The sequence below is a fragment of the Fusobacterium ulcerans genome (genome assembly GCF_003019675.1).
Lineage (GTDB): Bacteria > Fusobacteriota > Fusobacteriia > Fusobacteriales > Fusobacteriaceae > Fusobacterium_A > Fusobacterium_A ulcerans.
Genome location: NZ_CP028105.1, coordinates 2,238,280 through 2,259,693 on the forward strand (window position 1 = coordinate 2,238,280; position 21,414 = coordinate 2,259,693).

Sequence of the window (21,414 nt, forward strand, 5' to 3'; positions counted from 1 at the left end):
TTATTATCATCTATATGATTATTTCATTTCTCCACTCTTTTTGTAATAATTTTTCTTTTCAGCATACATAAGCTTGTCTGCTCTAGCTATCTGTTTATCTACCATTATTTTTCCTGTATTCCAGTCAGTTCCAATAGATACACTTAAATCTTTATCTAAGTCTATAATTTTCCTTAAATATTTTATATCTTCTTTAAATTTTTCTTCTGATGTATTATTACAAACTACTACAAATTCATCTCCGCCTATACGAAAAACATCTTCCTTAAATGTATTTATCAATATTTCTGCAATACGTTTCAACATCTCATCTCCATAGGTATGTCCATATGTATCATTTATTATTTTAAGTCCATTTAAATCCATATATATTATTCCTAAAGTTTCTGGAAGATTTTTTTCTATTTCTTCAAGAGTACTTATATATTTATTTCTATTCCCTAAGCCTGTAAGCATATCTGTAAAGCTCATCTCTTCCAATCTAGCCAAAAGTTTACGTTTACGTATATCATCCATAACAAAAAAAGTTACTGATTTTAAAAAAGTTAAATCATTTGTATTAAATGATGGATTATCAATACCTAAGAACCCAATTATTTTATCATTCTCTATCAAGGGAGCAGCTACTAGACTTTCTATTCCTTGAGCTGTAAGTATTTCATATTCAACACTTTTTTTAGTTACAGTTTTTCCAACAGATGTGATATAAAATTCTCCCTTAGTTTCAAATTCTTCAAACCAACGTTCTATTGAACATAATGGTACATTTTGAAGATTATCTATCTCTGCACTTACACAATCCATACACCATTCATAAGTATTAGAAGTTGTCTGTTTTATATAATCTATTTCAAATATATAGGCACGTTCTCCTTGATAAAAATCCCCTATTATCTTTAATAATTTATTTATAGCTATCTTTGTATCATTATACTCAGCTAATGTTTGAATACATTTTACTAAAGTCTGTTCATTTGACAATTTAAATTTAAGTCGTTGCTTTTCTAACTCATTTTTTGTAATATTAGTTGCTATTTCTAGGCGTAAATCTCTCCCATTCACTTCTATCAGCTTATCTTTTATAATAAAATACTCAGCAATCTTATCATTGTAATGTATCCAACTGTAAAAATTATCTTTTTTAAGTAAGCTATTTGTACAAAATTCACAAGGAGTATTCCTTGATTGAAGAAATTTATAGCATTTTTTTCCTACTACCTCTGTCAAATTATTAATTCCTAATGTATTCAATCCATACCTGTTCATATAAACAAGGTCATAAGTTATTGGATCAGAAATATAAATAACATTTTCACTTTCATTTAAAATAATAGTACTTAACTCATCATATTTCATAATAAATCACATATGATCACCTGATTTGATCATCCTACTCCTTTTTTTGACATTAGGTTATAACAAAATATTTATGCATATTATATCATTTTTTAGAAAAAATAAATAGAATTATTTTTCCATTCATTACCTTTAAATCGTTTTTTAATTAAGAATTATCTATATTTTATATTTTTTTGAATATGTTACATATTTCTCATAGTTTTTATAATTATTGTAATCCTTTTCATGTTTTCAATTATCCTTTCTCTATTATTTATATATTTTAATAATACTTTTAATTTTATAAATTTTTATTTTATGTAATAATCACAAACCATCACTTTAAGTGATGGTTTGCTCCACTCTATAAGTGTATAGGTTAAGCCTTACTAAATGGGTTCCCGACCATGTAATTCTTTATTCTGTTACTTAAGTAGGTGGTGTGCTTTAGTTTATTTTTTCTCCAAAAGGATCTATATACTTTCTCTTATATATTTTGCGATCCTTTCTTTATTTCTTCCTACTGTATCAACATAATATCCTCTACACCAAAAATGTCTGTTCCCATATTTATATTTTAAATTTGCATGTTTATCAAATATCATCAATGAACTTTTCCCTTTCAAATATCCCATAAAACTTGATATGCTTATTTTCGGAGGTATACTTACCAACATATGTATATGGTCTTTACAGGCATTAGTCTCTATTATTTCTATTCCTTTAAATTCGCAGAGTTTTCTTAATATCTGCCCTATATCTCCTTTGATTTTTCCATACATTACCTGCCTTCTATATTTTGGTGTGAATATGATATGATATTTACAATTCCATGTTGTATGTGATAGACTATTATTGTCATACATCTTATGACCTCCTTTGATTAGTTAATTGGCCAGCAAACCTAATTAATTATATCAAAGGAGCTTTTATTTTCTAAGCATAGCCTTCCAGCTTTTTTGTACCACTTGCTAAGCGAGTGGTTTTTTTATATAATAATAATTTTTTATTCTATTTTGTAAATAAAAAAAATAAAGTATAAAATAAGAAAATTAAAATTTGGATCTGTTAATTTAAAATGAAAACTAGTCCTAGAAAAGAGAGGAAGGTATAAATTATTCTAAAAAAAGAGTATCACAAAAAGACACAGCTGTCTATGCTTTAAAAAATGTTATTTTTAATTTACATTAAAAATAAATTAACTCTTTGTAATTCTGAATATTTTACTCTTACCACTACTTTTACTGGAGTTTCATTATTTAAACCTGAGTGTGGTCTGATGTAGTTGTAAAAAAGAAGAAACCTTCTAAAAGCGCTAAAAAAACTTTCTATGAGATTGTTGGTTGTTTCATCAAACCACGATTGAACTTTAATATGTTTTGAAGAATCAAAACTACTTTGGCAGGTATTGAATAACTAGGAAGCTTATCAGAGACAATCGTAGCAAGAGTTCCATGATTTAGAAAACAGGTGGAAAGTTGATGCAGCTTCTCTAGAAGTTGTAAGGATACCAATCAAGGACATATCTAGTTTCAGAATCTATAAGAGTTTAGGTATAATATCTTTTACCAGCAATTTTAATAACAGTTTTATCAACATGCCATTTATCAGAAGAGCTAAGTTTTTTTGGTATATATTTACTGACAATTTTCTTAAAAATGGAACTAAAACCTTTAGCCCGTTTGAAAATAGCCACATGAGATATCTTAACACCTTTTCTATCCCAGAAGTACTTAGCAATGGATCTAGTAGAAGAAGAGGCTTCAAAGTATAAATAAAGAGCATCAATGACAAGATTAATATCAGTTCTCAATCTTATAAGATTAATAGCTTTAGTAGATTTAAGTTCATCAGCCATTTCATTAACAAAAGTAGAATTTTTTAATCTGACATGAATATGATTACACTTTTTAGAATTGCATTTAAACTTGGAATAATGTTGATAATCATGATGAAGATAAGTTCCAGCACCACAAACAGGACATTTAGGATAACCTAGTTGTTATCTAGAGTTAGACTTTGAAGTAAATTGTTTAGTACAAGGCTTGCAAAGAAACTTTTGGTTTCTAGCTTTATCTTTTCCATAACGGTAAAAAGTTTTGGGAAAACAATTAGGACAAATAACGAAATTTTTTTTATACATAGTTAGTAACTGCTTCTTTCCTTTAGGGAGATATGATAAGTATTGGTAAACTATTATACCTTAAAGCTTAGGAGTAGTTCATATAAATTTTAAGTTAACAGAAACTAAAAATTATCAAGGAGGATTTTATAAAAAAAATTAAAAATAATATTAACTTTATTAGAAAAAATAATTAGTTAAAAATCAATTTAAATATTGTTTTTTAAGAGTGTTTATGATAATATGAAGATATAAAATTAAACTAGGGGAAATTATGAAAAAACTTAAATTGAAAAAGAAAAAAATTATTGCCTCAGTAATATTTTTTAATATTATCATTGGAATTTTTGTAATAGTTTTAATGAGATATGTCCAAAATTTACTTTACTTGGATGTTAACATACATTTATCAGAAGTCCTTAATCAAAATAAGGAAGTAATTACAAATAAACTAAAATTAGAAATAAATAATTTAAATTTTATTTCTTATTTAATTAATGAAGAAATAATAAAAGAAGAAACAAAAAATAATGAAGAAATAAATGATGACACTATAAAAAATATATTTTTAAAATATTATAAAAGTAAAAATAATAAAGATGTATACTTTGCTAATAAAAAGGGAGAGGCCATTTTTATTAATAAGGTTATTGATATTACTGGAAGAAATTATTTCAAACTATCAATTCAAGGAATAAATAATATTTCTGAAAGAATTATTTCTAGAGACAATGGTGAAGATATGTTTGTAATAAGTGTACCTATAAAATACAAAAGAAAGATTATAGGGACTGTACAAAAAAAATTTACTCCAGAAGAAATGTATAATATATGTTCTGTTCCTTTATTTTCTTCAAAAGGAAATACATATATAATTAATAGCCAAGGGTATATACTAGTAACTTCAAATTATGAAAAATATAACAGAGAAACTGATAATTATTTTAGAATGCTTTACTCAGAAGGAAATAAAGAAAAATCAGAACAATTGAAAAGAAGTATAAAAGAAAATAAAAGCGGATTTATTGAAATAGAAGGAAGTAAAGAAGATTTTTATTTAACATATACTCCTATAAAAGAAGTTTATGGCTGGTATCTTATTTCTACTATTTCTACTGAAATAATATCAAGAAATGGAAATACAGTAGTTAAAATATTTTATTTCATACTTTTTATCATAATTTTTGTTTTTTTATTCAGTGGTTTATATTTTTTAGATTATAAAAATAAGCAACAAATTCAATTAGAGAATATTGCATTTATTGATAATGTTACAAAAGGGGATAGTTATAATAAATTTATTGTGGATTTGTCACAAATACTATTAAATAATCCAGAAAAAAAATATCATATATTAAAATTTGATATAAAGAAATTTAAATATATAAATAGTTTTTATGGTTTTGAATTTGGAAATAAAGTTTTAACTGATATTTATAAAAACAATAAAGAAAAATTAACAACAAATGAAAGAATTGCCAGAATATCAGCTGATAATTTTGTTATCTTGCTTGAAGAGCTTTCTATAGAACGCTTGAATGATATTTTAGAGCCATTGAATTATGATGAGGGGGCAACTATTTATTTTTCTGGCGGTTTATATTCAATAAATGATATTTTTGAAAATGTAAATTTAATGGTAGATAAAGCTAATATAGCGGCTAACTCTGTAAAAGAAATAATGAATAAAACTCTTGGATTTTATTCAGAAGAATTTAATACTCAAATTTTAAAAAATGAAAAGTTAAAAAAACTGATAAGAGAAGCAATTGATAAAAAAGAATTAATGCCATATTATCAACCTAAAGTCAATATACATACAAATGAATTAGTTGGTGCTGAAGCATTGGCCAGATGGAAAACTAAGGAAGGTAAACTTATTTCTCCCTTTGAATTTATTCCAATTTGTGAGAAAACAGGAATGATTGTAGAATTAGACATGATAATTTTTGAAAAAGTTTTGAAGTTTTTAAAAAGCAATTTAGATAAAAGAATAGAATGTACACCAATATCTGTTAATTTTTCAAAATTACATATTAATGATAAAAACTTTTTTAAAAATATAATGGATAAACTTGATAAATATAATATTCCAACTTCATTAATTGAAATTGAAATGACAGAAACTGTTATTTTTGATAATTATAAATTGATAAAAAACTTTATTAGAGAACTTCATAAGGTAAGGCTTATGATTTCTATGGATGATTTTGGTACTGGATATTCTTCTTTAAATATGCTGAAAGATATTCCAATTGATATTTTAAAAATTGATAAAGGATTTTTAGATAAGGGTTCTAATCTTCAAAGAAGAAATATAATTTTTTCAGCAATAGTAGATCTTGCTCAAAAATTAGGGATAAAAGTAGTAGTAGAAGGAGTTGAAACAATTGAAAATATAGAATTAATGAAAAATTCTGGTTGTTATATAGCACAAGGATATTATTATGCTAAACCTATGGATGAAGAAGAGTTTCAAAAAATATATGAAGAGGGTGTTGTATGTTAAAAAAAATTTTATTGTATTTGGGAGTAATGATTTTTTTTATAAGTATGATTGGCTGTAAACAGGCTAATAAAAACAAAGGGAAAATAGGGGTGTCATTTGGAGTAGGTGAAGCTATAAGATGGAAGCAAGAAAAAGAATACATGCAAAATAGGGCAGATGAACTAGGGATTAAAATTGAAATAAAATTAAATACAAAAGATAAGCCCAAAACACAGGAAGAAGACTGCTTTGAATTAATAGACAGCGAAATTGATGTATTAATTATTACTCCACGTAATGTGAATGATATGAGTAAAATTATAAAGTATGCTGAAAAAAAGAAAGTAAAAGTAATAAGTTATGCACGGATTATTTTAAAAGAAAAAGTTGATTTATATGTAGGCTATGACAGTAAAAGAATGGGACAGATGTTAGGACAATATTTAGCTGAAAAAGTTTATAAAGGGAATTACATTCTTTTAAAAGGGGATGAAAATGATGAAAATGCTAATTTGCTATATGAAGGAGCTTTGAGATATATAGAGCCAATAAAGAATGATATTAATGTAATTTTGGATACTTCAATTTCTAATTGGTCTCCTAAAGTAGCTAAAGAATTAGTTACATCAGCAATAAAAGCAAATAATAATAAAATAGATGCAATATTAGCTCCTAATGATAAAATAGCTGAAGGATGTGTAGAAGCTATAGAAGAATTAAATATAAATAGAAATATAACTATAACAGGAATGGATGCAGAATTAAGTGCAGTTAAAAGAATTTTAAATGAAAAACAAGATGTAACAATTTACATGGACTTAAAAGAACTGGCATATACAGCTATAGATGAAGCATTTAGTATGATACATAATAAACCTATTAGTACAAATGCAGAATATGATAATCAAAGTGGAAAAAAAATACCATCACATCTTATCACAGGAAGATTGGTAACAAAACAAAATATAGATAGAATATTAATAGAAAGTAAAGTTTTTACAAGAGAAGAAATATATAATGAATAAATTTGAGACTGTAAAATATTTTGTGTAAATAAAGAATTAAAAACTTTCTAGATTAATGATAAAATATCATCAAGTAACTAGGAGGTTTTTTATAACACGATTATATCTTTAAACTTTGAAAATCAAGAATATTTTTCAAAAAAATAAATCTCTAAAAATGAAAATGCTTAAAAATAGCCTAAATGGCAGAATAAAAGTCCACTTTTATACACAAAAGAGAACTTTATATTCTATAGAATATAAAGCTACTACAAAGAACTTTTCAAAATATTTATAAAAATTTAAAAATAAGAAGAATATCTTATTTTAAACTTGGAGGAAATAGTATGAAAAGAAGCAATATTGAATCATCATTGAAAAGATTTTTGAAAAGAAAAGTAACAATAACATTGTGAATGGTAGTATCATTTTTAATTACAGGAGCTATAGGATATGGGGCATATGATATAGTAGCACAAGGAGAAATAAAATTTTATATAACACTTAAAGTTGGCAGTGGAAATCCTAAAATTATATGTGGTTGGAATTATATAACAGATCTAACTAAAAATGAAGATCATTCAACTGATGAAACAAGTATTACTTTAAAAAGTGGAACAATAGATGAACTTATAGGTGAAAACCATCTAAAGAAAGTTGATTATAAAGGAGAAGTATATTTATATAGTATAGGAAATACAAGTGTAACTATGAATGATGAGACAGTTCAATATTTAATAGGTGGAAGTAAATCTAATGGAACTAAAGCTAACATAAAAAATGGAGAAATCAAAATATCAGCATTCTCTGGAAGTTTAGGAGTAGAGTTTAAAAAAGATAACAAAACTTTCGAAGTAGGATACAGTCTTTATTCATCAAAACATGAAACAGAAAACAGAGGAACTATGTCATTTAAATATAATTTTTAGAATGAATTTATAAAAAAATATTTATTTTTTCTAGGCTGTAGATAATAGAATTATTTACAGCCTTTTTATATCAAAAACATCATTCTAAATTGACAAATATAAGTAAATAGAGTACAATTATTAGGAATAAATAAATTTGTATAAATATGATTTATAGAATAAAAGAAATATTTGGAGGAAAAATGGTAAATAACGATATATTGAGAAGGGTAAGATATGCATTGAATTTAAAAGATTCTGTAATGTTGGAAATTTTCAAATCAGCAGATTGTATAATTACTCATGAAGAATTATTGAATCTATTAAAAAAAGAAGATGAAGAAGGATTTGAAAAGTGTAATAATAAAGTTCTTGAAGCATTCTTAGATGGACTTATTATTTTAAAAAGAGGTAAACAGGAACCAAAACCTGGAGAGGAAGTTCAAGCTGTTAAAATAAACAGAAATAATATAAACAACATCATCCTTAAAAAATTAAAAATAGCTCTTTCATTTAGAAGTGATGATATGTTAAAAATCTTTAAACTAGCAGGATTAGAATTGTCATCATCTGAGTTAAGTGCTCTTTTTAGAAAAGAAGATCACAAGAATTACAGAGAGTGTGGAGATAAATATATCAGAAACTTTTTAAAAGGACTGACTATTTATTATAGAGGTTAATTATAAGGCTGACGGGATAAGTCAGCCTTTTTTCAAAGGGAGGATTTTATGAATACAGTCTATGTAATTTTACTTGTAATAACTTTTGATGCTTTCTTATTTTTAAACAATCAAAAGAAATTTAAAGGGTATGTCACTTTAAAACATTATGCAGAAACATTAAAAATGCCTATATATCAAAAACTATTAATGGTAAAAATAATGATAGTAGTTTTTTTGACAACTCTTTTGAATTTTGTTTTATAAAGTGAAATTAATAAAAATTAATAGATTTTATTCATAAAATAAATTCTTTATGTTTTGGATAAAAAATAAACAAATTTTTGCTTTTTATTTAATCAATGATATTGTATTATCTTTTTAAAATGAAGAATTTTTGTAAAATTAAAAAATAACTTGAAATTTATATTTTTTTTGATAGAATATTAATGAGCATAAAAAAGTTAAGCTGTATTTTACAAAATAAAGTTCTATTTAATAGAACAATAAGATAAATTTTTAAAACTAATTAAATTTTAAATATATCAGGAGGTCAAATGACAAGCAAAAGTATTATTCTCCAAAGTTCATTTGGATCAGTATTTTCAACAGTTGAAGATATTGAGGAGAGAGAAGGTATTGAGAGCGGAAGCAGGATGGTAGTAGTTGCTGGAAGGGTAAATAATCCAGGAGTTATAGCAATACCAGAAAATGCAACTTTAAATGATGTGATTGGGTTGGCAGGTGGAATTAAAAATAAGAAAAGCTTCAAAGCTGCTCAATTTGGACTGCCATTTGGAGGATTTCTTACTAAAAAAAGTTTGGATAAAGTTATTGATTTTTCTCTGTTCCCAGAAGGAATAGACAGAAATATCATTATTTTATCAGAAGAAGATTGTATTGTTTCTTTTGCTAAGTTCTATGTAGAATTTTTGATGAGTAAAATAGAACGTAGCGAATACATCCAATATACATCAGTGCAAAATGAAATAGAAAGAATATGGAGAATATTAGACAGAATCTCTAAAGGAAAAGCAAATATGAGAGATATCTATCTTCTTAGATGTCTGTCTGAAACTATTAAATCAGAATTAAATCAAAGACATAATCTTGTATTGGAAAGTATAGAAGAATTTTATGAAGAGATAGAAGAGCATATAGAAGAGCATAAATGTGCTGCGGGACAATGTATTCATCTTTTAAAATTCAGAATAACTGAAAAATGTATAGGATGTACAGCTTGTGCCAGAGTATGTCCTGTAAAATGTATCAGTGGAAAAATCAAAGAAAGACACATTTTAGATACAAGCAGATGTACTCACTGTGGTCAATGTGTTGCTGCCTGTCCAGTAGGAGCAATATTTGAAGGAGATCACACAATGAAACTGTTAAAAGATTTGGCAACACCAAACAGAATCGTTGTAGTACAAGTAGCTCCAGCAGTAAGAGTAGCTATTGGAGAAGCATTTGGATTTGAAGCTGGAACAAATGTTGAAAAGAAATTAGTAGGAGCACTGAAAAAACTAGGTGTAAACTATGTATTTGATACAACTTGGGCTGCTGATATTACTGTAATGGAAGAAGCAAGTGAATTTCAAGAGAGACTTGAAAGATTCTATAAGGGTGATGATACAGTAAGACTTCCAATACTGACTTCTTGCTGTCCAGCATGGGTTAAATTCATTGAACAAAATTACCCTGATATGCTTGATGTACCATCTTCTGTAAAATCTCCTATGCAGATATTCTCTACAATAGCTAAAGATATCTGGGCTAAAGAAAAAGGATATGTAAGAGAGAGAGTATCAGTAGTAGGAATAATGCCATGTCTTGCTAAAAAATATGAAGCATCAAGACCAGAATTCTCAAGAGGAGATAACTATGATACAGATTATGTTATTTCTACAAGAGAGCTTATCAAAATATTTAAAGAATCTGGAATTAATCTTAAAGATATAGAAGAAAAAGAATTTGATAATCCATTAGGAGAATATTCTGGAGCAGGTATCATCTTTGGAAGAACTGGAGGAGTTATCGAGGCAGCAACAAGAAGTACTATTGAAATGATAACTGGAACTCATCTTGATGAGATAGAATTTAAAGAATTAAGAGGATGGGAAGGGTTCAGAACAGCTGAACTTACTATTGGACATATAGAACTTAGAATAGGTATCGCTCATGGACTGGAAGAAGCTGCAAAAATGCTTGATAAAATAAGAGCAGGAGAAGAATTTTTCCATGCTATTGAAATCATGGCATGTAAAGGTGGATGTATTGGTGGTGGAGGACAGCCAAAAGCTGTTAAGAAACAAGAAACACTTGAGAAAAGAGCAGAGGGACTTAACGCTATTGACAGAGGAATGAAGATCAGAAGATCTCATGAAAATCCATATGTTAAAGCAATATATGACAAATATTTAGATTATCCATTAAGTCATAAAGCACATGAACTTTTACATACTAAGTATTTCCCAAAAATCAAAAACAGATAGTTAAACAATTTATATAGAGGTTGACTAAAGAGCTAAGATAAATTTTAGAAGTTTGGAAATTAATAGTAAATCTTTTTACTGGAAAAGTTCTAAAATATTATTTCAAGTTATTAATCAACCTCTTTTTTATTTATATGGTAAAATATATATAAAACTATGGAGAGAGAAAAATGGAGAATAAGAAATCATCATTGATACAACTTCATATAGCAGTGCTTCTTTTTGGAATATCAGGGCTATTCGGAAAATTTTTGACACAGCCGTCAATAATAATTGTGCTGGGAAGAGTATTCTTTTCCAGTATATTTCTTTTTGTTGGTCTGACTATAACTAAAGAAAATTTAAAATTGAAAAGCAGAAAAGATATGTTGATTATAGCTTTTATGGGAATAGTATTGGCTATACATTGGAGCAGTTTTTTTCAAGGAATAAAACTCTCAACAGTAGCAATAGGATTATTAACTTTTTCTACTTTTCCAATTTTTGTCACATTTATGGAACCTTTTTTCTTTGGGGAAAAATTAAAAAAAGAAGATATAATACTGGCGTTTATAACCTTTGCTGGAGTAATGTTTGTTATACCTGATTTTCACATGGGAAATGAAATGACTGTAGGAGCAATGTATGGAATTTTATCCAGTTTATCATATGCAGTTCTTTCAATATTAAATAGAAAATATGTAAAAGAATATAAGGGAGTGGTAATAGCTTTCTATGAACAGCTGGTATCTCTTATAGTACTTCTGCCTTTTTTCTTTATTATGGAGCCAGTATTTACCAGAAAAGATATTTTTTTGTTGATACTTTTGGGAACTGTATTTACAGGGATAACCCATACACTCTTTATAAACAGCCTAAAGGATATAAAGACCCAGACAGCAGGAATAATTTCCAGCTTAGAACCTTTATATGGAATAATTTTATCAATATTTCTTTTAAATGAAGTCCCGTCTGTAAAAGAAATTGCAGGAGGTCTGCTCATATTAGGAACTGTATTTTATTCTACAATAAAAAATTTGAAAAATAAAAATTAATTATTTTAAAAAGATGACTGAGAGGTCATCTTTTTTTGATATAAAGATATAAAAAAAATTTGAAATGCAAAATAAAAGGGTGAAAAAATTTAAAAATTTGATATAATAGATAGGTAAGATTTGTTTTGACATATTCAGGACAAAAAAAAGTGAGATACTTTAAATATAAAACTTAAAATACGGAAGGAGAAAGGGATGAAAAAAGTTTTTTTATTGATATATTGTTCTCTTGGCATTATTTCTTATGGGAAAGAAATAAATTTGGATATGCTTTTAAATGAGATATCAAGAACTTCTTATCAAAATAAGATTTATGAGATAAAGCAGAATACAAATGATGCCAAAGAAAAATATTATAAACTAGATACTTTTAATGGGGTAGAAACTTCAGTGAGTTCAGAATACAGCAATCGAGAAGACAGTTTTCAAACTACTGGAAAAGTGAGCTACGGTCCTTTCTATGTAGAGGGAACAAAGCCATATAGTTCTGATGATGACTATGCTGTTTTTGGTATAGAAAAAAGCTTGAAAGACCTTATTTTTTCCAAAAGCGACAGCGAATTAGATAAATTGGGGATAAGTAGAGAGATAGACAGAGTGACGCATGAAAAAAATATGGAAACTCAGAAAATAGATCTTATTAATTTATACAGAGATTATAAAATAAATGAGCTGGAATTGAAAATAAAGAAAAATGGATTAACAACTCTAAAAAAAGAGGAAGAGAATATGAAGAAATCTTTTAATCTTGGAGCAATAGCTAAAATAGAACTAGACACCCTTCAATATAGTATAAGAAATCTCGAGATAGAGATAAAAAATCTGGAGGACAATCTGGTAAAACTTCAAGGGAGATTTTACTATGAATATAAATTTGATATAAGAAACAGTGCTCTGGCAGAAATAGCTCCAGTAGAAAAAAATATTAGTGAGCTGTTGAGAAAATATGGAGCAAAGGATTTAGATAAACTAAAATATCAAAAAGATCTCACAAGTGAGAACTTGAAATATTTAAAATATGATGACAGAATGCCAGAAATATCATTAGGGGTAGAGCACAGTACAAAATTTGATGAAAATAGAGTAGTGGCAAAATTTTCTAAGAGACTGTTTGATTTTAACATTGATTTAGAAGAGGAAAAAAATAGTTTGTTAGAGCAGGATGTGACGCTGAAACAGAAAATAGATGAGAATGAAGCTGAAAAATTAAAGGCTATGAATAATTACTATGGTTATTTAAAAGAATATGAAGTAAATAAGAATAAAGCTGAACTGGAATTATCAAAGTATAATATAAGAAAACTTGAATATAATTTAGGGAAAGTCAACTATATAGATGTAATGGAATCTTTTGATGACTATCTGGATTATGAAGTGGCAAAAGAGAAAGCTATAAATACTTTGAACGGATATATATATGAAATCATGGTTAGAGGTGAATGATGAAAAAAAAGCTTGATATAAAAATAATACTTTTGATAATTTTAATAGTAATAGTAGCTGGAGTAGAATTTATAAGATACAGAACAACTATTGATACTAAGAAAAATATATCAACATATACAGCTCTGAGAGTTAAAGATAATGGAGGAAGAGGCTACATAGAAGCAGATGGAAATGTAGCAGCAAATGATACTAAAAAAGTCTTTGTGGATAAAAAACTAAAAGTTGATGAAGTATTTATCCAAGAGGGAGACTATGTAGAAAAAGGTCAGATTTTAATGACTTTTGATGAAACTGAAAGAAATAACACAATGAGAAAGCTGGAAAGAGAAAGACTGGCATTGGCTAAATTAAAAAGAGATATTAAAGTAGAGAGAGAACTGAATAAAATAGGTGGAAGTTCTGATAATGCTGTAAAAGAGTTAAATGAGGAAATAAGAAAAATAGAGATAAATATAGAAGAATATATGGAAGATTTATCGAAAACAGCAGAAAGAATAGAAAGTCCAGTAAGTGGAACAATAACATCTCTTACTGCTCAGGAAAACTATCTGGTAGATACAGACTCTCCTCTTATGGAAATTGCTGACTTGTCAGATATCAAAATAGTTTTGGAAGTTCCTGAATATGATGTAAAAGATATAGAGCTTGGACAGAAATTAATGATAAAACCTGAGGTATTTGAAAAGAAAAAATCATATCTAGGGGTAGTAACAAAAATATCAAGAATATCAAAAGTTTCTGAAACTACATCAGAAAATGTCTTGGAGGTAGAAGTAAAACCTGATGAAGCTATACCATATATAGTACCAGGATTTAAAGTGTCAGCAGTAATATATCTGGAGCAGAGAGACAGTGGAATACTTATACCTAAGACTGCGATACTTGAAGAAAGCGGAAAATATTTTGTATTTGTAAGCTCTGATGATGGAGTGCTTTCAAAAAGAGGAATAGAAGTAGAAAATATTAAAGGTGATGACATAGTTGTAAAAAATGGTTTGAAAGCTGGAGAAAATATATTAGTAACTCCTGATGAAAGTTTAAAGGAGGGGAATAAAGTATTTCTTCAGTTTAAAAATTCTGAAAGAAAAGGAGCTGGAAAAGCGTGATAAGAGTAGATCATCTTAATAAATACTATATCAATGGTGAAATGAAACTTCATGCATTAAAAGATCTGTCCTTTCACATAGAAGAGGGAGAATTTGTAGCCATAATGGGAAGCAGTGGAAGTGGAAAATCTACAATGATGAACATACTTGGCTGTTTAGATAAAAACTCAGAAGGAACATATATTTTAGATGGTATAGATGTATCAAAAATCAAAGATGAAGAATTATGTAAAATAAGAAATGTAAAAATAGGATTTGTATTTCAGTCATTTAATCTTCTTTCAAAATTGACTGCTCTTGAAAATGTGGAACTTCCTTTGATATATGCAGGGATAGGAAAAAAGGAGAGAGAGGAAAAGGCTAAGAAAGTACTGAAAAAAGTGGGACTGGAAGACAGAATGCATCACAAGCCCAATGAACTTTCTGGTGGGCAAAAACAAAGAGTGGCAATAGCAAGAGCATTGGTAAATGATCCAGCTATAATACTTGCAGATGAGCCTACAGGAAATCTGGACAGTGTATCTGAAAGAGAGATAATGGAGATATTTACAGATTTTAATAAACAGGGAAAAACGATAATAGTAGTAACTCATGAACCAGAAGTTGCAAAATATATGAAAAGAGTTCTTTTATTTAAAGATGGAAGAATAATAAGAGATGGTGAGCCAGAATGAATTTTATAGAAAGTTTAAAGAGTGCCATTCAAAGTCTTAAAGGAAATAAAATGAGATCTTTTCTTACTATGTTGGGAATAATAATAGGAATTTCTTCTGTTATAACTATGTCAGCAATAGGAAAAGGTGGACAGGAAAATATAACAGGTAACCTTAAAGAGGGAGGTTATGGGAAATTTTCAATATCTGTAGATAAACAGGATGAGGAATTTAGATGGAAGTATCTTTTAGATGACAGCATTATAGATAAAATAAAAGATAGTGGGAAATTTAAAGCTGTCAGTCCTAAAATCAGCAGCAACTTTGCAGTAAAAATTGGAGAAAGAAAAGAAATGATGTTTCTCAGTGTGACTACTCCGGATTTTGAGGAAATTGATAAAATTGATATTGTCTATGGAAGAAATATACTTCCTTTTGAATATGAAAGTGGAGAGAAAGTTATAACAATAGATCAGCTTACAGCCAGAGCTCTTTTTACTAATGAAAAAAATGCAGTTGGACAAACTGTGGAGCTTTCGCAAGGGAGAAGAGGAAATGATATAGCTTATAAAATAGTAGGAGTATATAAGAATCCTCTTGAACAAATGATAAAGATAATGGGAGGACGTAGAATACCAAGATTTGTAAGAATGCCTCTCAATACTTATGATAAACTTTTTGATTTGCAGTCAGGGGGATATACTTCTCTCATAGTGGAATCAAAAGATCCAGAAAAATTAGCTGAAAGTATGACTGAAGCTAAAAAACTTATGGCAGATATAACAGGTATAGAGGAGTTGTATGAGGTAAATTCTGAATCTAATGCAGCAGCTTCTTTTGACAATATATTATCTACTTTAAATATATTTGTTACCTTTGTTGCAGGAATATCTCTTTTTGTAGGAGGGATTGGGGTAATGAATATAATGCTGGTAAGTGTAATAGAGAGAACAAAGGAAATAGGTATCAGAAAAGCAATAGGAGCAACAAATGCAGATATAATGATACAATTCTTGATGGAATCTATTATTTTAACTGGTTTGGGAGGGATACTTGGAATTATTATTGGAGTACTTTTAGGAATGGGAATTGGTTTTGCAGTAAAAATACCACCAATATTCTCTACTGCTTCAATTGTGTCTTCTTTAATAGTTTCAACAGGAATAGGAATAATATTTGGAGTAACCCCTGCTAAAAAAGCTGCACAGCTTAATCCAGTGGATGCTTTGAGAAGTGAATAAAGAAAAGGTTGAGCAAAAAGTTAAAGTAAATTTCAAAACTTTTCGTTCAACCTATTTTTAATTTTAAAGCAGACTTGGTAAGATACCCAAAATAGTAAATATTATTATAGTTCTTGTATTATAAAGAACTTCTTTTTTCTTATTTTCAATTGTGAACATAGATTTATCAGGAGGATTTTTTTTGTGATAATATTTGGAGATTAATACAATAGAAAGATATCCAAGTGTAAAAAAGAATATATCCATAGTATCAAAAGTTCCAATTACACTTCCATGTCCTCCAAAATACAGCTGGAGAAATTCTAAGGCAATCATTCCTATATAGATACTGGTAAATACAACAAAATCATAGAAATAAAATATTCTATCAACTAATAATGCTGCTCCAAAAGAAAAAAGCCATAATCCATCAGGAAGAGAGTAAACTACCCAAGTGGAAAACATTTTTCTATACAATTTTGCAAAATCTCTTACATGTAAAACAGGCTTACTTAAAAAAGTAGAATGTATCAATTTAAAGTAAAAGAGATTTCTACTTCTATAAAGTAGATAAATTCCTATCCCTAAGAAAAGTGGGAAAAGAATTAAAAATAATTTTCTTTTTCTCATATTATCCTCGCATTTGGTATTGGCATAAAATACAAAAAAATATTTCTATGTAGTTACAATACCTTGAAGTTCAAAAAATGTCAATATTTAATTAAAAACTTTCTGAAGAAAATAAAAAAATATTGACTTATGAATGTAAGTATTATAAAATTCTTAGAGATTTTGGATTATTATATAATAATTTTTTATTTGAAAATTAGAAATTATAAGTTAAATTAATAAAATTTTAATATTCTAAAAAAGGAAATTCTTATAATAAATTGTATAAAAAAGGTATATAATGAAGGGATTTTATTTTCGGGGGAGAATAAAAATCAAAAATAATTTGATTAAAGATTCCTAATAAAAATTTGGGGGATTTTTATATGAACAGGGGGGAAAAACTTGGAATATAAACCATCATTACTTTTTAAAAACGCCCACATAAATACTTGTTTTCCAACTCTTTTCAGAAGAATAAGTGTAAATTATACAAGGGAAAGAATATTAACACCAGATGAAGATTTTTTGGATATTGACTGGATAAAAAATGGCAATACAAAAGTAATAGTGTTGTGCCATGGATTAGAAGGAAGTTCCAGAAGTAAATATATCCAAGGAACAGCTAAATATTTTTCAGAAAGAGGCTGGGATGTACTTGCTATGAATTACAGAGGATGCAGTGGAGAATTAAATAAAAAAGTTACTTTTTATCATATGGGACAAACTTATGATTTAGAAACTGTACTTGAAAAAACAAAAGAATATAAGGAATTGGTAATAGCTGGCTTTAGTTTAGGGGCTAATCTTGTGTTAAAATATATGGGAGAAAGGAAGATATATCCAGATAATTTTTTATGTGGAATGGCAGTATGTCCTCCTTGTGATCTTGTTTCTAATTCAGTAGCATTTAGAAAACCGGGGAATGTAATTTATAGAAAATACTTTGTTAATAAATTAAAAGAAAAGGCAGCTCAAAAAGCTCTTTTATATCCAACTAAAATAAATATGAATTTAATGTCAAGAGTAGAGGATATTGAAGATTTTGATAACTTATTTACAGCTCCTTTAAATGGTTATTTAGATGCGATAGATTATTATGAAAAAACAAGCAGTATAAATTTTATACCGAATATAAGAAAAAAAACTTTTATATTAATGCCTTTAGATGACCCTATAATGTCTAAGAAATGTTATCCTTTTAAAGAAGCAGCAGAAAATGACTATATAGAATTGGAAACTCCTAAGTATGGAGGGCATGTAGGCTTTGCCAGATTATGTTCAAAAACTTACTGGCTGGAGGAAAAATTATTTGAATTTGTAAAAAATACAGAAGAAAAAAATTAAAATATATTCAGGGGGAAAGAAAATGTTTGGAATAGTAAATTATACAATGTTTTTTACATCTTGTTTGATACTGCATATTACACCAGGATCAGATACTATGTATATTTTAGGAAAATCTATGTCTAAAGACAAAAAGACTGGAGTGGTATCAGTCTTGGGAATCTCTACAGGAGTGCTTGTACACACTGTATTAGCAGCTTTTGGACTATCTATTATACTTGCCAAATCAGCACATTTAATATTGTAAAGTATATGGGGGCAGCATACCTTGTATATATGGGAATTAAAACTATCTTAGATAAAAAAACTTTATTTATGAATGATGAAAAAGAGGAAAAGGAAAAGCTTAAAGAGGTCTATTTTCAAGGGGTTATAACAAATGTTTTAAATCCTAAGGTAGCTCTATTTTTTCTTGCTTTTTTACCTCAATTTATAGATGTAAATAATAATTATGGAGTAATTCCATTTCTTCTGCTGGGACTGAGCTTTTTTATCACAAGCAGTTTATATGGAATAGTTCTTGCTTTGTTTGCTTCTTCAGCAGCAGGAGTGATAGCTAAAAAGCCGGGGGCTTCTAAAATGATGACTAAAATATCTGGATGTATATATATTTTCTTAGGTTTAAGTTTGCTAAGAGCTAAATTGAAAAGTTAAGAGTATAAAAAAAGGTGGCAATGAAAGCCACCTTTTATATTAGTCATATAATGGAAATTTTAAGCAAAGATTTTTAACTTCTTCTTTAATTTCAGCTAATTTTTCATCATTATCGATATTATCTACCACTCTAAGAATAAAATCAGCAATCTGCTTCATTTCATCTTCTTTCATACCTCTAGTAGTCATAGCAGGAGATCCTATTCTGATTCCACTTGTAACCATAGGTTTTTCAGTATCGTAAGGAATTCCATTTTTATTAACTGTAATTCCAGCTTTGCCAAGAGCTTTTTCTACTTGAGCTCCAGTAAGATTTTTATTTGCTTTTACATCTATAAGCACCATATGATTATCAGTTCCACCACTGACAACTCTCAGTCCTCCAGCTCCTAAAACTTCAGCCAGTACCTTTGCGTTTTTTACAACCTGTTTTTGATATTCTTTAAATTCAGGTTCAAGAGCCTGCTTAAATGCAACAGCTTTTGCAGCAATTATATGCATTAAAGGACCACCTTGTATTCCAGGGAAAATAGCTTTATCTATTTTTTTAGCTATCTCTTCATCATTAGTCATTATTACTCCACCACGAGGACCTCTTAGAGTTTTGTGAGTGGTAGTAGTAACTACATGAGCATATGGAACAGGGCTTGGATGTTCTCCAGCAGCAACCAGTCCAGCTATATGAGCCATGTCTACCATGAGCATAGCACCAGCTTTATCAGCTATCTCTCTAAATTTTTTGAAATCTATTGTTCTAGAATATGCACTTGCACCAGCGACTATAAGCTTAGGTTTAACTTCCATTGCCAGTCTTTCTACTTCTTCATAATCTATATGTTCATCATCCATTCTTACACTGTAAGAATAAACGTTATAATCTTTTCCAGAGAAATTTACATTTTTTCCATGAGTCAGATGCCCACCATGATCCAATTTCATTCCTAAAATAGTATCACCTATATTTAAAAGAGCTTTATATACTCCCATGTTAGCTTGCGATCCAGAATGAGGCTGTACATTAACAAATTTTACATCAAAAAGTTTTTTTGCTCTTTCAATTGCTAATTTTTCAGCTATGTCTACGCATTCGCATCCACCATAGTATCTTTTGTCAGGGTAACCTTCCGCATATTTATTAGTCATTACGCTTCCAGCTGCTTCTAATATCGATTCTGATACAAAGTTTTCCGAAGCGATAAGTTCTATTCCTTCATTTTGTCTTTTTTTCTCGGCTTCTATAGCATCATAGATCTCTTTGTCATCAATAAAAAGTTTTTCTAAATTTTTCATTGGTTTCCCCTCCTCAATTAAAAATAAATTATTATTATAATATAGCATAAAAATAAATTTTTATCAAAATTAAAATAGAAAATTTATTTAAATTTTATAATAAGCTATGATATCTGAAACAAATGTAATATAATGATTTAGAATATATAAGAACTATATTAAAAAGGAGAATAATTTGAAAATAGAAAAAACTTACATTCTTACAGAAGAACAAAAAAATAACATCAATAATCTCCAAAAAATTTGTAATGATTTTGAAAATCTTAAAGCAGAAGTTTTTCTATCTAATGAAATAAACTTTGATAAGAATATCCCTTGTTTTTTTCTTGGATATGAAAAAGAAAAACTGGTTGCTTTTTTAACTATTTTTCTTCCAACAAGAGAAGAGGGAGAGATTTCAGCTTTTACACATCCAGATTATAGAAGGCAGAATAATTTTAAAAAACTTTTTAAGGAAGCTGGAGAGGTTTTAAAAGAAAATGGTGTACCTAAAGTATTATTCGTAGCAGAACCTAAAAGCGATACTTCTAAAGAAGTTCTAAAAAAAATTGGCAAGACAGAATTGATAAGATCGGAATATACATTGAGTTATTCAAAGGAAAAATTTCAAAAGAAAAAGAATAAAAGCGGCTTGGAATTTGAAATAATTTCTGAAGATAATAAAAAAATCTATTCTCAAATGACAGAAGAAATATTTAAAATGGCTGAAGGGACAAGTGATAATTTTGTAGAAAATGCAATAAATTCACCTGATAGAGAAGCATATATAGGATATCTTGCTAAGGAGAAGATAGGCATTTTTAATATGAATTATACTGATGATGGAGTCTTTCTATATGGATTGGGAATAAGAGATTGCTTTAAAAGAAAAGGTTATGGAGAAGAATTTTTAAATTTTGCTTTGGAAAAGGCTTTTGAAAAAGGAGAAAAGGCTATTCTTGATGTAGATTCAGATAATATGCCAGCATATAATTTATATAAAAAATTAGGTTTTAAAATAGAATTTCAAGCAGATTATTATGAATACTATATTTAAATAAAAAG

General features: G+C 28.0%; 19 protein-coding genes and 1 pseudogene. 14 read left to right on the forward strand and 6 right to left on the reverse strand.

Features of this window, described 5'->3' with window-relative positions; genetic code table 11:
• Window positions 1–18 precede the first annotated feature (18 nt).
• The 4 genes from C4N20_RS10390 to C4N20_RS16855 all read right to left on the reverse strand — a co-directional run bounded on the left by C4N20_RS10390 (window position 19) and on the right by C4N20_RS16855 (window position 3,481).
• Window positions 19–1,356 carry a sensor domain-containing diguanylate cyclase gene (locus C4N20_RS10390; RefSeq protein WP_005976071.1) on the reverse strand — a complete coding sequence of 446 codons (1,338 nt, stop codon included), beginning with the start codon at window positions 1,354–1,356 and terminating at the stop codon, window positions 19–21.
• 455 nt (window positions 1,357–1,811) lie between these two features.
• Window positions 1,812–2,204, reverse strand: a complete 393-nt coding sequence (gene tnpA / locus C4N20_RS10395) for an IS200/IS605 family transposase (RefSeq protein WP_005976072.1) — start codon at window positions 2,202–2,204, stop codon at window positions 1,812–1,814.
• A 683-nt stretch (window positions 2,205–2,887) separates the two neighbouring features.
• Window positions 2,888–3,196, reverse strand: coding sequence for a hypothetical protein (locus C4N20_RS10400; protein ID WP_040490590.1), 309 nt, complete (start codon window positions 3,194–3,196; stop codon window positions 2,888–2,890).
• A 144-nt stretch (window positions 3,197–3,340) separates the two neighbouring features.
• Entirely contained in the window at window positions 3,341–3,481 is a 141-nt protein-coding gene (locus tag C4N20_RS16855; protein WP_106878575.1) for an IS1/IS1595 family N-terminal zinc-binding domain-containing protein, read from the reverse strand.
• Between the two features lie 253 nt (window positions 3,482–3,734).
• Between C4N20_RS16855 and C4N20_RS10410 the strand changes: the two genes are divergently transcribed.
• From C4N20_RS10410 to C4N20_RS10460, 11 genes are all read left to right on the forward strand, one after another.
• A complete protein-coding gene (locus C4N20_RS10410) occupies window positions 3,735–5,969 on the forward strand; it encodes a bifunctional diguanylate cyclase/phosphodiesterase (protein WP_005976073.1) in 2,235 nt (744 codons plus the stop codon).
• Window positions 5,963–6,973: a sugar ABC transporter substrate-binding protein gene (locus C4N20_RS10415; protein ID WP_005976074.1), complete on the forward strand. Its 1,011-nt coding sequence runs from the start codon at window positions 5,963–5,965 to the stop codon at window positions 6,971–6,973. The genes C4N20_RS10410 and C4N20_RS10415 overlap by 7 nt, the downstream gene beginning before the upstream one ends.
• A gap of 395 nt (window positions 6,974–7,368) precedes the next feature.
• The gene (locus C4N20_RS10420; RefSeq protein WP_005976075.1) at window positions 7,369–7,881 is read left to right on the forward strand and encodes a hypothetical protein; all 513 of its coding nucleotides are present in this window, start codon (window positions 7,369–7,371) and stop codon (window positions 7,879–7,881) included.
• Between the two features lie 182 nt (window positions 7,882–8,063).
• Entirely contained in the window at window positions 8,064–8,540 is a 477-nt protein-coding gene (locus C4N20_RS10425) for a YehS family protein (RefSeq protein ID WP_005976076.1), read from the forward strand.
• A gap of 48 nt (window positions 8,541–8,588) precedes the next feature.
• Window positions 8,589–8,786: a hypothetical protein gene (locus C4N20_RS10430; protein WP_005976077.1), complete on the forward strand. Its 198-nt coding sequence runs from the start codon at window positions 8,589–8,591 to the stop codon at window positions 8,784–8,786.
• Between the two features lie 290 nt (window positions 8,787–9,076).
• A complete protein-coding gene (locus C4N20_RS10435; protein ID WP_005976079.1) occupies window positions 9,077–11,011 on the forward strand; it encodes a [FeFe] hydrogenase, group A in 1,935 nt (644 codons plus the stop codon).
• A 170-nt stretch (window positions 11,012–11,181) separates the two neighbouring features.
• Window positions 11,182–12,045, forward strand: coding sequence for a DMT family transporter (locus C4N20_RS10440; RefSeq protein ID WP_005976082.1), 864 nt, complete (start codon window positions 11,182–11,184; stop codon window positions 12,043–12,045).
• A 195-nt stretch (window positions 12,046–12,240) separates the two neighbouring features.
• Window positions 12,241–13,488, forward strand: coding sequence for a TolC family protein (locus tag C4N20_RS10445; protein ID WP_005976084.1), 1,248 nt, complete (start codon window positions 12,241–12,243; stop codon window positions 13,486–13,488).
• The gene (locus C4N20_RS10450) at window positions 13,488–14,597 is read left to right on the forward strand and encodes an efflux RND transporter periplasmic adaptor subunit (protein WP_005976086.1); all 1,110 of its coding nucleotides are present in this window, start codon (window positions 13,488–13,490) and stop codon (window positions 14,595–14,597) included. Before C4N20_RS10445 ends, C4N20_RS10450 begins: the two co-directional genes overlap by 1 nt.
• Window positions 14,598–14,638: 41 nt before the next feature.
• A complete protein-coding gene (locus tag C4N20_RS10455) occupies window positions 14,639–15,271 on the forward strand; it encodes an ABC transporter ATP-binding protein (protein ID WP_172453947.1) in 633 nt (210 codons plus the stop codon).
• On the forward strand, window positions 15,268–16,491 hold the full coding sequence (locus C4N20_RS10460; RefSeq protein ID WP_005976090.1) for an ABC transporter permease: 1,224 nt from the start codon (window positions 15,268–15,270) through the stop codon (window positions 16,489–16,491). The genes C4N20_RS10455 and C4N20_RS10460 overlap by 4 nt, the downstream gene beginning before the upstream one ends.
• Before the next feature lie 63 nt (window positions 16,492–16,554).
• On the opposite strand, the gene C4N20_RS10465 is transcribed toward C4N20_RS10460, so the two are convergent.
• The gene (locus tag C4N20_RS10465; protein WP_005976092.1) at window positions 16,555–17,100 is read right to left on the reverse strand and encodes a hypothetical protein; all 546 of its coding nucleotides are present in this window, start codon (window positions 17,098–17,100) and stop codon (window positions 16,555–16,557) included.
• Between the two features lie 384 nt (window positions 17,101–17,484).
• On the opposite strand from C4N20_RS10465, the gene C4N20_RS10470 reads away from it, so the two are divergent.
• Window positions 17,485–18,426 (forward strand): YheT family hydrolase, encoded by a 942-nt coding sequence (locus tag C4N20_RS10470; protein WP_005976094.1) that lies wholly within the window; start codon window positions 17,485–17,487, stop codon window positions 18,424–18,426.
• Window positions 18,427–18,544: 118 nt separating this feature from the next.
• Window positions 18,545–19,080: pseudogene (locus C4N20_RS10475) on the forward strand (LysE family translocator).
• A gap of 39 nt (window positions 19,081–19,119) precedes the next feature.
• On the opposite strand, the gene glyA reads toward C4N20_RS10475, so the two are convergent.
• The gene (gene glyA, locus C4N20_RS10480; protein WP_005976096.1) at window positions 19,120–20,370 is read right to left on the reverse strand and encodes a serine hydroxymethyltransferase; all 1,251 of its coding nucleotides are present in this window, start codon (window positions 20,368–20,370) and stop codon (window positions 19,120–19,122) included.
• A 175-nt stretch (window positions 20,371–20,545) separates the two neighbouring features.
• Here glyA and C4N20_RS10485 point away from each other — a divergent pair, with 175 nt between their 5' ends.
• Window positions 20,546–21,406, forward strand: a complete 861-nt coding sequence (locus C4N20_RS10485) for a GNAT family N-acetyltransferase (protein ID WP_005976098.1) — start codon at window positions 20,546–20,548, stop codon at window positions 21,404–21,406.
• The last annotated feature ends 8 nt before the right edge of the window (window positions 21,407–21,414 follow it).

What these genes read in the sequence shown, in the direction of transcription:
- C4N20_RS10445 (WP_005976084.1), top strand. Translation starts at nt 12,241, where the DNA reads ATGAAAAAAGTTTTTTTATTGATATATTGTTCTCTTGGCATTATTTCT.
- C4N20_RS10450 (WP_005976086.1), top strand. Translation starts at nt 13,488, where the DNA reads ATGAAAAAAAAGCTTGATATAAAAATAATACTTTTGATAATTTTAATA.
- tnpA (WP_005976072.1), bottom strand. Translation starts at nt 2,204, where the DNA reads ATGTATGACAATAATAGTCTATCACATACAACATGGAATTGTAAATAT.
- C4N20_RS10425 (WP_005976076.1), top strand. Translation starts at nt 8,064, where the DNA reads ATGGTAAATAACGATATATTGAGAAGGGTAAGATATGCATTGAATTTA.
- C4N20_RS10430 (WP_005976077.1), top strand. Translation starts at nt 8,589, where the DNA reads ATGAATACAGTCTATGTAATTTTACTTGTAATAACTTTTGATGCTTTC.
- C4N20_RS10400 (WP_040490590.1), bottom strand. Translation starts at nt 3,196, where the DNA reads ATGGCTGATGAACTTAAATCTACTAAAGCTATTAATCTTATAAGATTG.
- C4N20_RS10410 (WP_005976073.1), top strand. Translation starts at nt 3,735, where the DNA reads ATGAAAAAACTTAAATTGAAAAAGAAAAAAATTATTGCCTCAGTAATA.
- C4N20_RS16855 (WP_106878575.1), bottom strand. Translation starts at nt 3,481, where the DNA reads ATGTATAAAAAAAATTTCGTTATTTGTCCTAATTGTTTTCCCAAAACT.
- C4N20_RS10440 (WP_005976082.1), top strand. Translation starts at nt 11,182, where the DNA reads ATGGAGAATAAGAAATCATCATTGATACAACTTCATATAGCAGTGCTT.
- C4N20_RS10435 (WP_005976079.1), top strand. Translation starts at nt 9,077, where the DNA reads ATGACAAGCAAAAGTATTATTCTCCAAAGTTCATTTGGATCAGTATTT.
- C4N20_RS10465 (WP_005976092.1), bottom strand. Translation starts at nt 17,100, where the DNA reads ATGAGAAAAAGAAAATTATTTTTAATTCTTTTCCCACTTTTCTTAGGG.
- C4N20_RS10415 (WP_005976074.1), top strand. Translation starts at nt 5,963, where the DNA reads ATGTTAAAAAAAATTTTATTGTATTTGGGAGTAATGATTTTTTTTATA.
- C4N20_RS10460 (WP_005976090.1), top strand. Translation starts at nt 15,268, where the DNA reads ATGAATTTTATAGAAAGTTTAAAGAGTGCCATTCAAAGTCTTAAAGGA.
- glyA (WP_005976096.1), bottom strand. Translation starts at nt 20,370, where the DNA reads ATGAAAAATTTAGAAAAACTTTTTATTGATGACAAAGAGATCTATGAT.
- C4N20_RS10420 (WP_005976075.1), top strand. Translation starts at nt 7,369, where the DNA reads ATGGTAGTATCATTTTTAATTACAGGAGCTATAGGATATGGGGCATAT.
- C4N20_RS10455 (WP_172453947.1), top strand. Translation starts at nt 14,639, where the DNA reads ATGAAACTTCATGCATTAAAAGATCTGTCCTTTCACATAGAAGAGGGA.
- C4N20_RS10390 (WP_005976071.1), bottom strand. Translation starts at nt 1,356, where the DNA reads ATGAAATATGATGAGTTAAGTACTATTATTTTAAATGAAAGTGAAAAT.